The sequence below is a fragment of the Candidatus Phytoplasma melaleucae genome (assembly GCF_030588185.1).
GTDB lineage: Bacteria > Bacillota_I > Bacilli_A > Acholeplasmatales > Acholeplasmataceae > Phytoplasma > Phytoplasma melaleucae.
This window is the reverse complement of record NZ_JAOSID010000001.1, coordinates 72,510-89,406: the sequence shown is the minus strand read 5'-3', so window position 1 is coordinate 89,406 and position 16,897 is coordinate 72,510. Positions and strand designations below refer to the sequence as shown.

Here is a 16,897-nt window from a genome sequence, read left to right as displayed (position 1 = left end):
TGGATTTTATTATGGAATTTATGAAAATATACAATAATTTTGAGTATAGAAAAAAAGATTTTACGGAATGTAACTGTGTAACTATTTAAATTATTATTTATAATGTGTTATAATAAAAAAAGAATGGTTAAAAAATTTTTAATGCTGATGTGGCGAAATTGGTAGACGCATTTGACTCAAAATCAAACGAGTGTATAACTCATGTCGGTTCAAATCCGATCATCAGTACCAGATATAAAATTAACTTATAGTATCACATGGTAGTAATTCATGTGTTTTTTCTTTTTTTATATATATTATCTAATCTCTTAAAACAAATATATATCTTGTTTCGAACTAAAATAAAATATGGTTTAGTTAGAAATTGAAAAAATAAAATAAATAAAAGAGTAACAATAACAATGTCTTTAGAATATAAAAATTTCATAAACATATTAAAAAGTATAGATTTGCCAAAATTTGATTTAAAAGAAGTACTTGTAAATAAATTGAAAAATAGTTGGACTTGTTTTTTCGAAGCCTCTCATATACCTATCCAAGTTGAACAATTAGACTTATTTGCTGTTCAATTTAAAAATTTTTTTCATCATAAAACCCGTAACTTGATTAAACAACTGAATATTGATATTCGTTGGAAATTTAGTTATTTTGATCATTTATATAATCATCATCTATGGCCCCAAAAATTTAAATATATGTTAAATAAAATTATTGATTTGAACGATCAAAATAAAATATATCGTATTTTTGATAAAATACCTTTAATTGATACTCATCAAAGAATATTTCAATTTCATATTGAAACTCAAACATTAGAAATTATTTCTCAAGATATTACTTATATATTGAAAAAATTACAGACATTATTTGAGTTAAATTATGGTATTAATTTTGATTTTAAACTTAAAAATGATATTTTACCTACAAATCATATGTTGCCTGCATCAAGTTCAGTTGTAACAACACTTGCTGAACATAATGATATAGTACCTGAGATCTTATTTCAGGATATTCCTATTTCTAAAGAAAAATTAAAACTATTTAAACAGAAATATAAAAAAATAAAAATTAAAGGGTATGTTCAATTATTTAAGGATAGAAATGAAAAGATCAAGAATAAACGTTTTACTTTTTATTTAGTTGAGCCAGAAACAAAGCAAGATTCTATTTTAGTTAGTAAGTTTTTTAATAATGCGCAAAAACACCAATTAGAAGATATTAAAACAAAATTAAAAGAAGGTCTATTAATAGAAATAGTTACTTCTTTGTCTGAAAGTAAACAAGAATTTTATTTTAATTTAGAAAGTTACGTAATTATAGATGCAACTCCTTACTATATGAAAAGAATAGATGATTACTGCGGTAAAAAAAGAATTGAATTTCATTTGCATACAAAAATGTCTAATTTAGATGCTGTTACTAGCGCAAAAGATTATATAGAAACTGCTGAAAGATGGCAACATGAAGCTATTGCTTTTACAGATCATAATGGAGTATACGCTTATCCTGAAATTAACAGATATATTCAAGGTAAAAAAATTAAGCCTATTTTAGGGGTTGAATTAGATTTTATCGAAGAAAAACCTATTTTTGTGACTAATCAAGAGTTTTATAAAGATCAGTTCTCTGATTTTATTTTACAAAAACAAGATTATGTAGTTTTAGATATAGAGACAACTGGTTTTTCGAAAACAAGAGATAAAATTATTGAAATAGCTGCTATTAAAATAGAAAATGGAGTAGTAACTGATCAAATATTTCATGAATTTGTGAATCCAGAAGTTAATTTAAGTTCTATTATTCAAACATTAACTCATATAAGCAATGAGGATTTACAAAATAAACCTAATATTAGTATTATTATGCCAAAATTTCTTAAATTTATCAAAGGATATAACTTGGTAGCTCATAATGTGTCTTTTGATATTGAATTTTTACGGGAAGTAAGCCGTCAACTATGCCTGAAATTTCCTGCGGTTCTTACTATAGATACTTTGTCTTTAGCACAAAAATTCTTTAGTAAAAGTTTAAAAACTTTTTCTTTGAAAAATATTGTAAAAGCTCTTAAAGTTAAATCTACCTTAGAAGGAAATTATCATAGTGCTTTATTTGATGCAAATGCGACTGTTATGATTTTCATGGAAATGTTAGAAAAATTAAAAGAACGACAAATTACAAACTTGTTTGATTTAAAAGGTGCTCTTGATAATAAATATGAAAGGCCTTATCATATTAGTGTAATAGTTAAAAACCAAGTCGGTTACCGTAATTTATTTTATTTATTGAGCTGCGCTTTAACTAAAGATTTTTACAAAAAACCTAGATTATTAAAATCTAATCTAGAAAAACATAGAGAAGGGTTAATTATAGGAAGCGGTTGTTGTGATAGTAATATTTTCAATATTGCTTTGAATCAAAATGATGAAGATTTACAAAAAGCTATTGCTTTTTACGATTATATCGAAATACAACCTATATCAGCATACCGACATATTATTTATGAATTAGATGGTGATTCTAGTGATAACTACGTAAATGGAATAGAAATAATTAAACAAACAATTATCAAAATTATTTCAGAAGCTCAAAAACAAAATAAGATTGTAATTGCTACGGGAGATGTTCATTATTTATATCCCCACGAAAAAATTTATAGAGAAATTTATATTAATGCTAAGTTAATTGGGGGAGGATTACACAGGTTATCTAGGTATAAAACTGAGTATTTGCCTGATAATTATCTTTTAACTACCCAGGAAATGCTGGATGCTTTTGATTTTATTGAAGATGAACGAATAAAGCAGGATATTGTTATTAATAACACTCATTTATTGAATCAACAAATTGAAAAAATTGAAATTTTTCCACAGAAACTTTTTTATCTTCCGGATGATACTTTCAATCAAAATTTGCAAATTCCTAGTATTCAAAAAGAAATGCACCAAATTATTGCATTAAAAATAAAAAATTTATATGGAGAAATTATTCATCCTTTGGTTCAAAAAAGAATTAATCAAGAATTAAGAAGTATTTTAGGCAATGAAAAAAAATTAACGGCTAACCATTATATAGCTCCTATTTATTATTTATCATATCTTTTAGCTAAAAAATCAATGCAAGATGGTTATTCTGTTGGCTCTCGTGGATCTATCGGGTCTTCTTTAATAGCTAATATTTTAGGGATCACTGAGGTAAACCCATTAAGGCCGCATTATCGTTGTTCTAAATGTCAATACACTGTTATGAAAATGTCATTAGAAGAACAACAATGTCTAGAATACCAACAATATCAAAATGATATTTATTCTCGGAATCAACAGGATAATAATGATTATAATTTTATAACAAATTTTTTTTCAGGTTATGATTTACCAAATATGAATTGTCCTTTTTGTTTTATAAGATTTCATAAAGATGGGCAAGACATTCCTTTTGAAACTTTTTTAGGATTTGAAGGCAATAAAATGCCTGATATTGATTTAAATTTTGCAGGAGATTATCAAAGCAAAGCACATGATTATATCAAAGAATTATTAGGAGAAAATAATGTTTTTCGAGCTGGAACTATTCAAACAGTAGCTCAAAGAAATGCTTATGGGTATGTTAAAGGATTTCATGAAGTTAAAGGGTTAGAAGGTAAAATACGTTTCGACGAAATCAATCGAAGAGTAAATATGATCGAGGGAGTTAAACGTTCTACTGGGCAACATCCGGGCGGAATTATAGTAGTTCCTAAAGATAACTCTATATATGAAATCACTCCAATACAATTTCCTGCTGATGACATAACTTCCCTATGGAAAACCACGCATTTTGATTATCATTCTTTTGAAAAAAATTTATTTAAAATTGATATCTTGGGGCATGATGATCCGACTTTAATTAAATTTTTTATGGATTATGTTGAACAATATCCGATGGAGTTCCCTTTTACACATTATCAAGATATTCCTATTGATGATCCTAAAGTTTATCAAATTTTTTCTAATGATGAAAAACATATAGTTTCCTCTATTGCTATTCCTGAATTTGGTACTCATTTTGTACGCGAAATGCTTAAGGATATTTACCAAAAAGAACATAAATTAAATTTTGCTACTTTAGTGAAAGTATCAGGACTTTCACATGGAACAAATGTTTGGTTTGAAAATGCTCAAGACATTCTTAGACAAACAGGTGATTTTATTTCATATAAAAATGAAAAAATTTCTTTTAACGATATTATTAGTTGTCGAGATGAGATTATGAATACTTTAATTCAAAAAGGTATTTCTCCTCTGAAAGCTTTTGAAACTATGGAATTTGTACGTAAAGGAAAACAATATTCTTATCCGCTAGATTGGAAAAAACTGCAAAAAATATTAATCGGCAAGATTCCTAATTGGTATATTAAATCATTAACCAAAATAAAATATCTTTTTCCTAAGGCACACGCTGTTGCTTATGTTTTGATGGCAGTTCGAATTGCTTGGTTTAAAGTTCATCACCCTCTTTTGTTTTACAGTGGTTATTTTTCTAAACGAACTGATCAATTTGATTATGATACTATGTTAAAAAGTACAGATGAAATCGAAAATAAACTAAAAGAATTAAATGCAAAGAATATTGTTCATACGGTTAAAACGCAAAATATGATAAACACTTTAACTAATTCTTTAGAAATGAAAAAAAGAGGTTATGTTATTTTACCTATTGATTTAAATAAATCAGAAGCTAATATATTTGTTATGGAAAAACCTAATGCTTTAAGAATGCCTTTTATTGCTATTGATGGTTTAGGTCAAATAGGCGCTGACAATATCGTAAAAAACAGAAAGGAAAAATTATTTTCTCAACAGGATTTTTTAAAGAGAGTTAAAATAAATAAAACTATTTTAAAAAAATTTCAAGAAGAATTAAAACTTATAGAAAAATTGCCTGAAGCATAAGGCATTTCTTTAATTTCAGTTATTCATTCATAATTATTTTCATTCCGACTTTTCTAGTTATAACTTTTTAATTGATTTTGATTATGTTATAATAAGTGTGTGTAAGAATTTCTTAATTCTGATTATATTTATCAATAATTTGAGAGAACTTGGTTTTTTTATATTTTCAAAACATTATTTTATTAGTAAAAATATTTCTGCTTAACATAAAAAATAATAAGAAAGTAGGTGTGACAATGAAAGTTATTGTTGTAGGTTGTACTCATTCCGGAACTGCTGCTGTTAAGGTTATTAAAAAAAATTACGGAGACGATGTTGCAATCTCTGTTTATGAAAAAAACAATAATATATCTTTTTTATCATGCGGGATAGCTTTATATGTTGGTGGGGTGGTACAAGACAAAAGAGGTTTATTTTATTCTAATCCGGAGGAATTATCTCAAATGGGAGCTAATGTTTATTTAAAACATGAAGTTTTACACATAGATTTTGATAAAAAAGAAATTTTAGTTAAAAATTTAGAAAATAAACAAGAATTCGTTGATTCTTTCGATAAATTAATATTATCTACAGGGTCTTGGCCTGTTATTCCAAAAATAGAAGGAATAGAATCAAAAAATCTATTCTTATGTAAGAATTTTGAGCATGCTAATAATATTATTAAATATGCTGCTAATGTAAAAAAAATTACAATTATAGGAGCTGGTTACATTGGAGTAGAATTGGCTGAAGCTTTTTCGTTACAAGACAAAGAAGTTGTTTTAATAGATGCTGAACCAAGAATTATGTTTAAATATTTAGATGAAGAATTTACTACTTTAGCTGAAGATAAATTCAGAAAACATAATGTTAAGTTGGCTTTAGGCCAAAAACTTAGTCAATTAGAAACTACAGATGATTTAATCACTTGTGTAAAAACCAATCAAAATGTTTTCGAAACTGAAATGGTGATTTTATGTATTAGTTTTGCGCCAAATACTAAAATTGTAAACAATTGTTTAGAAACTACCAGCAATGGTGCGTTAGTAGTTAATGAATTTTTACAAACCTCTAATAAAGATGTATATGCTTGTGGTGATTGTATTAGTGTTTTATATAATCCCACTAAAGAGAATAAATATATTCCATTAGCTACTAATGCTGTTAAAACAGGTACAATCATAGGATTGAATATTAAAGAAAACAAATTTAAATATTTGGGTACTCAAGGAACTAGCGCTATTAAAATTTATGATTTAAATATTGCTTCTACCGGAATGACTGAATATATGGCTAAACAACTAGGTATTAACTATGGGACAACAATAGTAAAAGATGCTGATCAACCTGAATTTATGCCAGAATATAATTCTGTATTGTTTAAAGTAGTTTTTAATAAAGACTCTCAACAAATTTTGGGAGGGCAAATATTATCTACTGCTAATGTATTAGAACAAATTAACACTTTAAGTTTATGCATACAACAAAAAATGACTATGCAAGATTTAGCTTTTATAGATTCTTTTTTCAATCCTCATTATAACAAACCATTTAGTTTATTTAATTTAGCTGCTTTAAAAGTTATTACTGTTTAATATAAGAAAAGAATTTTTACATTCTATAAAAAAGTTAATTTCATGTCTAGTTTGTAAGTAAATAAAAAAATGAAGGAGTTTATATAAAAAAACAATACTATGTCTTTAAAATTTTTCCTCAATTTGTTGTTTTTTTGTGTTTTTAATTTTGTAGTAGCTACGGCAGGTGCTATCTTATATAAAAAAGCTTTAGAACAAGAAAATTTATATCAATATAAAATGTTACCTATTAGTAAAAATGTTTCATCTAGTTTTCCAAAGTCATTTTCTTTTTTAAGCCCAAAATTAACTTTATATGATAAGTTTCTTCATAAATGGCTTGAATTAATTCAAAAAATAATAAATAAGTTAAATTATTGGACTAAAGGGTATTTATCATCTATATTACCTACTGATAACATGATTGATATACCCTTTTATGGATAAGTATTTATGTTATTTTATATACAAATAAAAATTGATTACGTGCGATTTTTGATTTAAACTGTAATTAAACTGGATAAATAATAAAATCAGTTACAATATTTGGATTTTTAATCTTATTTGTTATTTATTTTTATTCCTTTTAAGCTAAAATAGCCTTGGGGATGTTTTTGGTTTCGCCAAAGTTAAAAGATTTTATTTATCATATCTTGGTTACGCAAGTAAAAACGTTCGAGGTCATAAATAAATGGCAAAGAAAAAGATATCGACATTAACCAATCACAAAAGGGCAGTAGAGATTACATGTACTCTCCTTTTGTTTCGCCAGCTTTAACAGCAGCGGTTTGTTAATAGTCGTTTTATAATTAAAGCGAGATAAAATACTTTTTTTGATTATTGATAATTATTTTAAGTCAGAAGCATTTCTATTGAATATGTTTCTTTAAAAGAATAGTTATTAAATTAAATAATCAATTTTTTAATTTCTGACTTTAACAAAAAACTTAAATATAATATTTTATAAAAGAAAAATTTGAATTATATTTTCAAGTGTTTATTTTATAATAAAAATTCCTTTTTAAGGAATAAACAAAATAAATAATGTTTTATGAACTTGTTTCGAACATTATTGAATATCTATCTTATTTTTGTTTGTTTTTGATTAAAACAAAATAAATATGTATAGTAAATAAAGTTAATTAACTTTGTACAGGGGTTCGAATCCCCTCATCTCCACCAAACTTTATTATATTTTTCAATTACAAATACAAAATATAATACTAGTTGTTTTAATGTTTATAAATAGGATCATTAAATAATAATCATTTGAAATTAAAAAAATCATTTAAATAAAATTATAAAAACCTATATTATGACTTAATATTTTTTTAATTTCGATAGGTTATAGAAAAGAAATAAAATTTTTAGGCGGCAATTTAAATGAGGGTAATTTGCTCATATTTAAATTTGCATTTGTATCTTCTTTTCCTACAGCAATTAAAATAATAGGAGTATATTTTGGTGGAATATCAAACAAACTATTTATTTTTTCAAATTGACATCCACCAATAAAACAAGCATTATAATCTGATTTTTGTAATTCTAAGACAAAATTGGCAGCTATTAGTCCACATTCAAAAAAAATTTCGTTTTTAAGTTTATAAGGATTTAAAGAATCATAAGTTTTATATATTTGTTCGAGAATCATTTTTTGTTGTTCTTTAGTAATCTCATTATGAAACAATTTTTTTTGATAAATATGTGCGCTATTTTCTTTTTTACAGAGATTGCCGCAAAGCAAAATCATGGCAGAACTAGTTAATAATTGTGTTTCATTCCCTATTAAGCAAGTTTTTAATTTTTTTTTGTTCTTCTTTTTTTGTATAATAAAAAAATGCCATGGTTGTAGGTCAAAAGAAGAAGGAGTGTAACGTATACTTTCAAATATTTGCATCCAAGTATTTTTAGTAATTTTATGATTTTTTTCAAATCTTCTAATAGTTTTTATTTTCATATGTATTTATTTTCCTCTGATAAAATATTCTTTTATTTTTTTAAGTTCATAAAAATAAAAAAAGTATATGAGACAATGTATTTTAACAAATTTCGATTTCATTGAAAAAAATAAAAGAATATTTTACTTAATTAGCAGTTATGTAAGGGTAATAATAGAATTTTATGTCTCATTCGTTATTTGAAATTTTACCATCTAATTTTTTTACATTATTATCTTCTCCTAATAAGGATATTTATATAGATTGTCTTTTGATTTTAGATTATCTATCTAAAGAAGATCATAATACTTATATTAATAAAAACTTAGCGTTAACAAGCTTAGAAAAATATTTTAATGATAAAAATAAAGTCTTAATTGAAGAAGAAACAAATCAACAAATGACGATTAATCATTATCAAAAAGCATCTAAAATTATTACTTTATTAAAAAGAAATGGTTGGTTGGGAGAAGAAAGATTTAATTATAATACTAGTTATTTGATTTTATTTGATTATAGTTTAGAAATGATTCATTTTTTTAAAAAAACTCTTCGCCAAGTCAAGCCAGAATCTATTGGTAATATTTATAGTATTTATTCTCTTTTGAGACTTTTTTTAATGGAAAAGAATTATGCTAATTTCCATGAAGCTGTTGTTAAAACACAGAATCTTTTAATCAAATTAAGAATTTTACAAGCTAATATCTACCGTTTTTATTATCAATTATTACATGCTAATTTCGATATTAACATTAATAATATTCTCCAACAATTATTATTGGATTACAAAAAAAATTTTTTTGATTCTTCTTATTATTTGTTAAAAACTGCAGATAATTTTTTTAAATATCGCGGCAAGATTAATTTGTTTTTAAAAAAAATTCGTACAAAAGATTTCTATATGCAACTACTTAGTGAACAGTTGAGTGAAATTAATAAAAGAAATGCAAAAGAAAATGTTGTAGTTATTGTAAGACAAATTCAAGAAATGGAAGATAACTTAAAAATAGCAGACAAACTTATAGAAGTTATAGATAGAAAAAATGAACAGTATCTTCAAATAGTTTGCCAAAAAATCCTATTTTATGATAATAAGAAAAATATACAGAATCTTTTAAATTATGGAATTAAAATAATCCTTAGTATAACACAAGAATATAATAACTTATTTAATCTTTACCAGATAAGAAATTTAGATCAATTTTCTTTTTATAAACCTCGCAGAGAAAAACGAAGCATTATCACACCTCCGCTTAAAATGATTCCAACACAGTCTCAATATCGTCTTGAGCAAAAAAAAAATTCTTTGTTGAATAAAGATCTTTTTTATACTAAATCGAATATTGAACTTTTTGTAAAAAAACTTTTAAACCAAAGAAATCCTTATAAAGCTTCTGATATTGTTTTGAATACACAGCAAAGAATATCTCAGTTAATGTTGATTTTTCTTTACTCTCAAACTGCCAAAAAAAATAATGTTTATCAAATTCGATTATTAAACCAAAAAGTAACTTGTAATCAAATAACTTTTTCAAATTTTTTAATTTTGAGATTTTAAAAGTAAATGAAGTGTCCTGATGTTATGATATATAATGATTTTTTGTAGCTAGTATTATTTTTGAATTCTCTATTTTACAAACAAATTAATTTTTTTTATGATATCACTAATTCTGATAATATTCATTTTAATTATTGTCCTAGCTAGCAAAATTTTTATCTTATATTATTTAGACTCTTATGAACCCAAAATATTTATGGGTAGTTAAATTTAAAACAATATCAGAGAGTCATTTGTTATTCTTTAATTTCTCTAATATCAATAGATTTACGATATATTCTATCCTAATTTTAGCAAATATAATAACATATTCAAATTTTTTCAGATATTTAGAAAAAAAGGGGGTTTATTTTGTCAAAATAATATGTTATAATCGCTATAACTATTTTTATCAAATTAATTTATCAAAAAAATAAATTATTATGACATAAAAATAAAAATGATTTTAAAGAAAGAGAGTTTTTAGATGATAAATTGGAGAAGTAAAAAAAATATAATAGTTGTAATAGTATCTTTTGTTATTTGTTTGGCCATAATATTCTTTTTAATAGATCGAAAACTTCCTTTTATAAATCAAGAATCCAAAAAAATACGCGAAATACAAAAAAATACATTATTTATAGGTAGACAACGATTTATTCAAGAAAGTCTTGGATTATACGGCGAAGGAAACAATTTAGTCACTAACGAGAATATTAAAAAACTTATACACGAGACTTTAATCAAGTATGATATGCCTAAAACAGAGGGACAATATAATATAACTTTTACACCAGCACTTGTTCATGAAATACCGCAAAATCCGATTACTGCCGGCGAATTAGAAAATTATTTTGAATATAATTTATGTCCTGGTATAAAATTCCATAACGGAAAAGAATTAACAAATGAAGATATTATCGCGACTTTGACATTAAATAATAACAAAGGAGGGGGATTTGCTTCTTTTATTACAGATTTTAGACCATCGGCAGAAGATAAATATAAGTTCTTTATTAAGTTCGCTAATAACCAAAATAATTTGAATTTGTATGCTTTATGTAAACTTTATATTATGAATTCTGACTTAATCAGAACAAACCAAAAATATAGACATATAGGATTAGGCGCTTATAGACTAACTAAATTTGATGCGGCAACAAATTTAGTGGAATTAGAACGTTTTGAAGATTATTATAAAGCTGCAGATTATCGCATGAGCAATATAAAAAAAATTGTATCTGAATATATTCCGAATCCGAAAACGCTTTATATGAATGTAGCTAGAGGTAACATAGATATTATGCAGGATAATGCTGAAAATATTCAACTTCAGACTGCGAGAACAGTAGACAAAAAAGTACTACAAGTATTTGAAAGTGATTTGTTAAATATATTTTCTGTTTTTTTAAACTGTGAAACTTTAGACCTTTCAGTCCGAGAAAAAATTTGTGAAATTTTTACTCCAGAAGTGAAAAAAGATATATTAGATCAACTGAATGAAGATGATAATTATTCCATAGTGGATAGTTTTTCTGATTCTCGTCTAAAAGGGTATTTGCATGATGTTCATTCAGATGATTCACCTAATAATTCGCAATCAGATGCAACAAAACCTACTCAACCTATACGTGTAGTATTAAGTAATATTCACAACTCTGTTACAAATAAATACATATTAAAAATGGCAGATATTTTAAAACAAAAGGGTTTTTCGATTAAAATTGAACATTATGATCAAAGCGAAACGTGGAAGAAAATTTTTTCAGGTGATTATGATATAACAGGCTTTAGTGAATTTTTAGAAAATCCTTATCCTCATCATTTGCTCAACTTATATTTTGGTAAAATTAATAACCAAAATAAAGGTGATAAATCAAAATATTTTGTTAATGTAGAAGCTGTTAATAATATTTCTTTTTGCGAAGATAAAAATATTTGGGACGAATTAGAAAATTTGAAATATGTAGATGTTAATTCAGAGAATTATGGGCAAAGGATTAAAGATGTCCACCTCCAGTTAGCGCGAAAATATGCTTTTATTCCTTGTTTCCATGTTAATAGAACGAAACGTATTATTAAAAAAAATATATTAATGTATAACGAAGATGCTTTTGCGAACGCGGATTTACGTTACATTATAAAAAATTAAAATTACTTTTGTATAAATATTAATCTTATATTTACTTATGTTCCTTGATAGTTTAATAAGTATAAAAAAGAGGGATGTTCATAATGAAGGTGTTTTTAAGTTTTTTGTTAAAAAAAATATTTTATACTTTATTTATTTTTATGATTGTTATTGTTGTCGTATTTTTTTCTATGAGAACATTTTCGGATCCAATTACAACTTTATTAGGGCTCAAGAGCACTAGTAAGCAGAGAATTCACTTGAAAAAAGAATTAGGGTTAGATCAACCCTTAATAAATCAATTCAAACAATATGTGATAAATGTTTTTTATAAATTTGATTTTGGTTATTCGTATGTTAATCGAAATACTAAATCTACAGAGTTGTTTTGGTCTTCTTTCCTAATCACTTGCCAAATCGTTTTTATTAGTTGCTTAATTGCTTCTTTAATAGGTATTTTTTTAGGGTTAATAGCAGCTTTTTATAAAGATAGTAAAATGGATTATATTCTTATTTTGTGTTCTATTTTAATTATTTCCTTGCCTAGTTATATTGTAGGGTATTGTATGCAATATTTTCTTGGTTTTTGTTTGAATTTATTACCAATATCTGGTTTAGATGATCCTTTTTCGTTAATACTTCCTATCCTTTCTTTAACTTTAGTCACAATTTTCCCCATTTTTAGGGTAACCAGAACTAGTGTAATTTATATTTTAGAACAACCTTTTATACTAGCTGCGCGTGCTAGGGGCTTATCGGAAACACGTATTTTATTTAAGCATGCGTTAAAAAATGCTCTTGTTCCCATTTGCACACACATTGGATTAATGTTAGGTTTTATGTTAAGTGGCTCTATTATTATAGAGTCTATTTTTAATATTAATGGGTTAGGAAGTTTGATTTTTACATCTTTCAATAATAGAGATTTACCTGTTATTCAATGTTGTGTGGTACTTTTATCGATAGTGATTAGTTTGTTTAATATTGGTCTAGAATTTTTATGTTATTGTTTGGATCCGACTGTTAAAATGAAGTATTCTTGATTGAAACAAGAATATTTTTTATTAGGAGACATTATATTGAAAACATTTAATTATTTTTATCAAAAAAATAAAATCTTTTTATTTGGTATATCTTTGCTATTTTTTTTATTGTTGTTAAATATCCTATTACCTTTATTTTTATTTGCTGATAATCAGTTTTTCAATTTATCTTATAAATCTTTTTTGCCTTCTAGTAAAAAACATTGGTTAGGAACAGACTTCATAGGACATGACTTATTTGAATATATAATTAAAGGTATGACTACCTCTCTTTACATATCTGTAAGTGCTATTTTTATTAGTGGATTATTAGGTTGTGTGTTAGGGCTTTTAGGTGGTTATTTTCATGGTTTTTTTGGCTTTTTAACTAATTTTATATGTGATCTACTAATTGTTTGCCCAGATTTTATTTTAGCTTTTTTAATTGTATTATTTTACGGCAGAGGGGCTTGTCAATTGATTATTGTACTGAGTATATGTTATCTACCAACATTTATTAAAAATATTAAAGCAGCTACCATTCAAATATCCCAAAAAGATTTTGTAAAAAACGCTTTTGCTTTAGGGGCTAGTCATTTTTACATTATAAAAAAACATGTTTTTCCTCACATATTAAATACTTTACTTATAAGAATGACTTTAAGTTTAAGTAGTGTTATTCTGGTAGTTTCTTATTTTGGGTTTATTGGTGTAGGGTTAGATTCATCTATTCCAGAATGGGGGTCTTTGTTAAGTATGAATAGATTATATGCTGATATGTATCCTAGATTATTTTTTTATCCTATGATTTTTATTATATTAACTAATTTGTCTTTTAATTGTATAGCTGAAGGATTAATGCAATATTGGAATTCTCATAATAATTAATTTAATTAAAAAAAGAGAAAGAAGTGTTTAAATTATGGAATGGCCTCAAACATTGTTAAGAGTTGAAAATTTAAGCAAATTTTTTCAGATTAATAAAAAAATTTGTAAAGCTAATAATAATATTAATCTATCTATTTTTGCAAGAGAAACTTTGAGCATTATAGGAGAATCAGGTTCAGGTAAATCTACTTTAGGCAAATTAATTATTCAATTACAAAAGGCTCAGGAAGGAAAAATCATTTATTACCAAAATCTAAAAAATGCTTTAGAATTAAATCAATTAAATAAAAAAGAAGTTAAGGTGTTAAGACAAGATTTACAAATTATTTTTCAAAATTCTTTTTCAGCTTTAAATCCTAAATTTAAAATTAAGGATATTATTGGAGAAGGGTTGATAATACACAAAAAAGTGAAGAATTATAAAGATCCCTCCTATGAAGAACAAATTTCAGATATTATGAGCAAATGTGGTTTACATTTAGATTTAATGAAACGTTTTCCACATGAATTAAGCGGTGGCCAGAGACAAAGAGTAAATATAGCTAAAACTTTAATTTTAAAACCTAAGTTTGTTATTTGCGACGAAATTGTGTCTGCTTTGGACGTGACTATGCAAAAACAAATTTTAGATTTATTAAATGATTTAAAAAATAAGTACGATATTACTTATTTATTTATTTCTCATGATTTAGGAGTAGCCCACTATATAAGTGATAGGATAGGAGTTATGTACGAAGGCCATTTAGTGGAATTAGCTCCGAAAGAAAAAATTTTTAGCAATCCTTTGCACCCTTATACTAAAAAATTATTGAATGCCATTCCTAGAATAGATTCATATTCTTTTAACATTAATTTAAATGATAAAATGTTTACAAATAATCATATTACCTTTGGTACAAGTTCTGAAAACCTAAATTTTTATGAGTATACACCAGGACATTTTGTTCTTTGTACTTTGGAAAATAATAAGGAAATTAAATAAAATGGTTTTATTACAGGTTAATAATTTACATATGCATTTCCAAACGGAAGATTCTTTCATTAAAGTGTTAAGAGGTGTGACTTTTTCTATAAAAAAACAAGAAACTCTAGGCATTATAGGAGAATCAGGTTCTGGCAAGAGTCAAATAGCTTTATCTATTTTAAAGTTATTTCGCAAAAATCAAAGTATATATAAAGGTGATATTATTTTTCAAAAAGAAATTATTTCTACATTTACCGAAAAACAAATGCGTCATATTAGAGGTACTAAGATTAGTATGATTTTTCAAGATCCAATGTCTAGTCTTAATCCTAGTTTAAAAATAAAAACTCAAATGACAGAAATTTTTCAATTACATTATCAAATTCCTTATTTAGAAGCTCTTCGCAAGTCTATAGATATGTTAAAACAAGTGGAAATTCTAGAGCCAGAAAGGATTATGGAATCTTATCCATATCAACTTTCAGGCGGGCTTTGTCAAAGGGTCTTTATTGCTATGGCCCTTGCTTGCCAACCTGAACTATTAATAGCAGATGAACCTACTACTGCCATAGACGTTCTAACGCAAAAGGAAATTTTACATTTGATCGCTAAAATGCAACATAAATATAAAATGTCTATGTTATTTATTACACATGATTTAGGTATTGTTTCTTCTTTAGTACAAAATATAATTGTCTTATATAAAGGTATGATCATAGAAAAAGCACCTTCTTCTGAGATTTTTAAAAATCCTTTACATCCTTATACCAAAAAATTATTAAATGATTTCTTTATGACTAGTATTTACAAAAAACAATACAAAAAAAATACAAATTTGTTTGAAGCGCAAAATGATATTTTTGATTTTTATATGTTTAAAAATTATTTAGAACCAGATCCAGATTTTTTAGAAGTTACCAAAAATCATTTTATTAGTTGTACTCTAAAAAGACATTCTTGAGTTACTTTATAGTTGTTTTCAATTCTTTTTTGAAAAACATCATGATTATATAATAATGTTAACTATGTGTTAAAACTAAATTATTCTTTAATGATTTAACTTTCTAGATTAATTTGACAATATTTTATTATTTATTTAGGTAAGGAAATGACATTTTAGTATGATGAACTTGGATTAGATAGCAGCATAAAATTGTATAAAATATTTGCAATGTAGTATTAGTTAGTGATAGAATACAGTTGATGTTTAGTTTTTATTTATTTATAAGATTAATTGCAGATGTATTATATCAAAGGAAAAGGAGTTTTAAAAAATTCAATTTTATTATTATAGCTATATTTAAGATAACTATTATTTGACATAATGATGTATTGAATGTAATGTTCTATGGTGAAAGGATTATTAATTTTATATAACGGTTTTGAAGATACTGAAGCTGTTACAACAAGAGCAATTATTAAACAAAATGCTTTTGATGTAATTACTTGCGCTCCGAATAATTCTTTGCAAGTGGTTTCCTCGCAAGAACTTCATGTGAAGGCGGATATGCATATTGATAAAGTGGTTTGTGATGAATATGGTTTTTTAATCATTCCTGGTGGTCCTTATGTCCAAAATTTATTAAGAAGCAATAATCAAGATTTACATAAAGTATTAAATATAATTAAATCTTTTGCCGAGAAGAAAAAAATTATTGCAGCTATTTGCGCTGCTCCTTCATTTTTAGGCAGGATTGGTTTGTTACAAAATCATTCGTTTACATGTTATCCGGGGTATGAATCTAATATTACGGGTGGCATATATTGCAGCAATTGCAAAACTGTTGTTAGTGATAATTTTATTACTTCTCAGTCTCCTTTAACGGTTTTTGATTTTGCCAATCGTTTGTTAGACAAACTTAATATTTATAATTATTGAGGGTATATTTTATGATCTTCGAAAAAAAATTAAATAAAAATATTGGTTTATTTAGGAA

Annotated in this window: 11 protein-coding genes and 1 tRNA gene; 11 read left to right on the top strand and 1 reads right to left on the bottom strand. The window is 25.4% G+C overall.

Features of this window, described 5'->3' with window-relative positions:
* Positions 1–143: 143 nt before the first annotated feature.
* The 4 genes from OC680_RS00360 (at position 144) to OC680_RS00345 (ending at position 6,928) form a co-directional block, all read left to right on the top strand.
* A tRNA-Leu gene (locus tag OC680_RS00360) sits at positions 144–231 on the top strand.
* 170 nt (positions 232–401) lie between these two features.
* Positions 402–4,928 (top strand): PHP domain-containing protein, encoded by a 4,527-nt coding sequence (locus OC680_RS00355; protein ID WP_304515138.1) that lies wholly within the window; start codon positions 402–404, stop codon positions 4,926–4,928.
* Between the two features lie 236 nt (positions 4,929–5,164).
* The gene (locus OC680_RS00350; protein WP_304515137.1) at positions 5,165–6,502 is read left to right on the top strand and encodes an FAD-dependent oxidoreductase; all 1,338 of its coding nucleotides are present in this window, start codon (positions 5,165–5,167) and stop codon (positions 6,500–6,502) included.
* A 99-nt stretch (positions 6,503–6,601) separates the two neighbouring features.
* Positions 6,602–6,928 (top strand): hypothetical protein, encoded by a 327-nt coding sequence (locus tag OC680_RS00345; RefSeq protein WP_304515136.1) that lies wholly within the window; start codon positions 6,602–6,604, stop codon positions 6,926–6,928.
* Between the two features lie 898 nt (positions 6,929–7,826).
* Here OC680_RS00345 and OC680_RS00340 read toward each other — a convergent pair.
* Positions 7,827–8,438 carry a nitroreductase family protein gene (locus tag OC680_RS00340; RefSeq protein WP_304515135.1) on the bottom strand — a complete coding sequence of 204 codons (612 nt, stop codon included), beginning with the start codon at positions 8,436–8,438 and terminating at the stop codon, positions 7,827–7,829.
* A gap of 164 nt (positions 8,439–8,602) precedes the next feature.
* On the opposite strand from OC680_RS00340, the gene OC680_RS00335 reads away from it, so the two are divergent.
* The 7 genes from OC680_RS00335 (at position 8,603) to OC680_RS00305 (ending at position 16,839) form a co-directional block, all read left to right on the top strand.
* Complete coding sequence (locus tag OC680_RS00335; protein WP_304515134.1) at positions 8,603–9,976, top strand: Wadjet anti-phage system protein JetA family protein; 1,374 nt, start codon at positions 8,603–8,605, stop codon at positions 9,974–9,976.
* A gap of 466 nt (positions 9,977–10,442) precedes the next feature.
* Positions 10,443–12,107, top strand: coding sequence for an ABC transporter substrate-binding protein (locus OC680_RS00330; protein ID WP_304515133.1), 1,665 nt, complete (start codon positions 10,443–10,445; stop codon positions 12,105–12,107).
* Positions 12,108–12,190: 83 nt separating this feature from the next.
* Complete coding sequence (locus OC680_RS00325; RefSeq protein WP_304515132.1) at positions 12,191–13,129, top strand: ABC transporter permease; 939 nt, start codon at positions 12,191–12,193, stop codon at positions 13,127–13,129.
* A gap of 36 nt (positions 13,130–13,165) precedes the next feature.
* Positions 13,166–13,996, top strand: a complete 831-nt coding sequence (locus OC680_RS00320; protein WP_304515131.1) for an ABC transporter permease — start codon at positions 13,166–13,168, stop codon at positions 13,994–13,996.
* A 34-nt stretch (positions 13,997–14,030) separates the two neighbouring features.
* Positions 14,031–14,978, top strand: coding sequence for an ATP-binding cassette domain-containing protein (locus OC680_RS00315; RefSeq protein ID WP_304515130.1), 948 nt, complete (start codon positions 14,031–14,033; stop codon positions 14,976–14,978).
* A gap of 1 nt (position 14,979) precedes the next feature.
* Entirely contained in the window at positions 14,980–15,921 is a 942-nt protein-coding gene (locus tag OC680_RS00310; RefSeq protein WP_304515129.1) for an ABC transporter ATP-binding protein, read from the top strand.
* A gap of 387 nt (positions 15,922–16,308) precedes the next feature.
* Positions 16,309–16,839: a DJ-1/PfpI family protein gene (locus OC680_RS00305; protein WP_304515128.1), complete on the top strand. Its 531-nt coding sequence runs from the start codon at positions 16,309–16,311 to the stop codon at positions 16,837–16,839.
* The last annotated feature ends 58 nt before the right edge of the window (positions 16,840–16,897 follow it).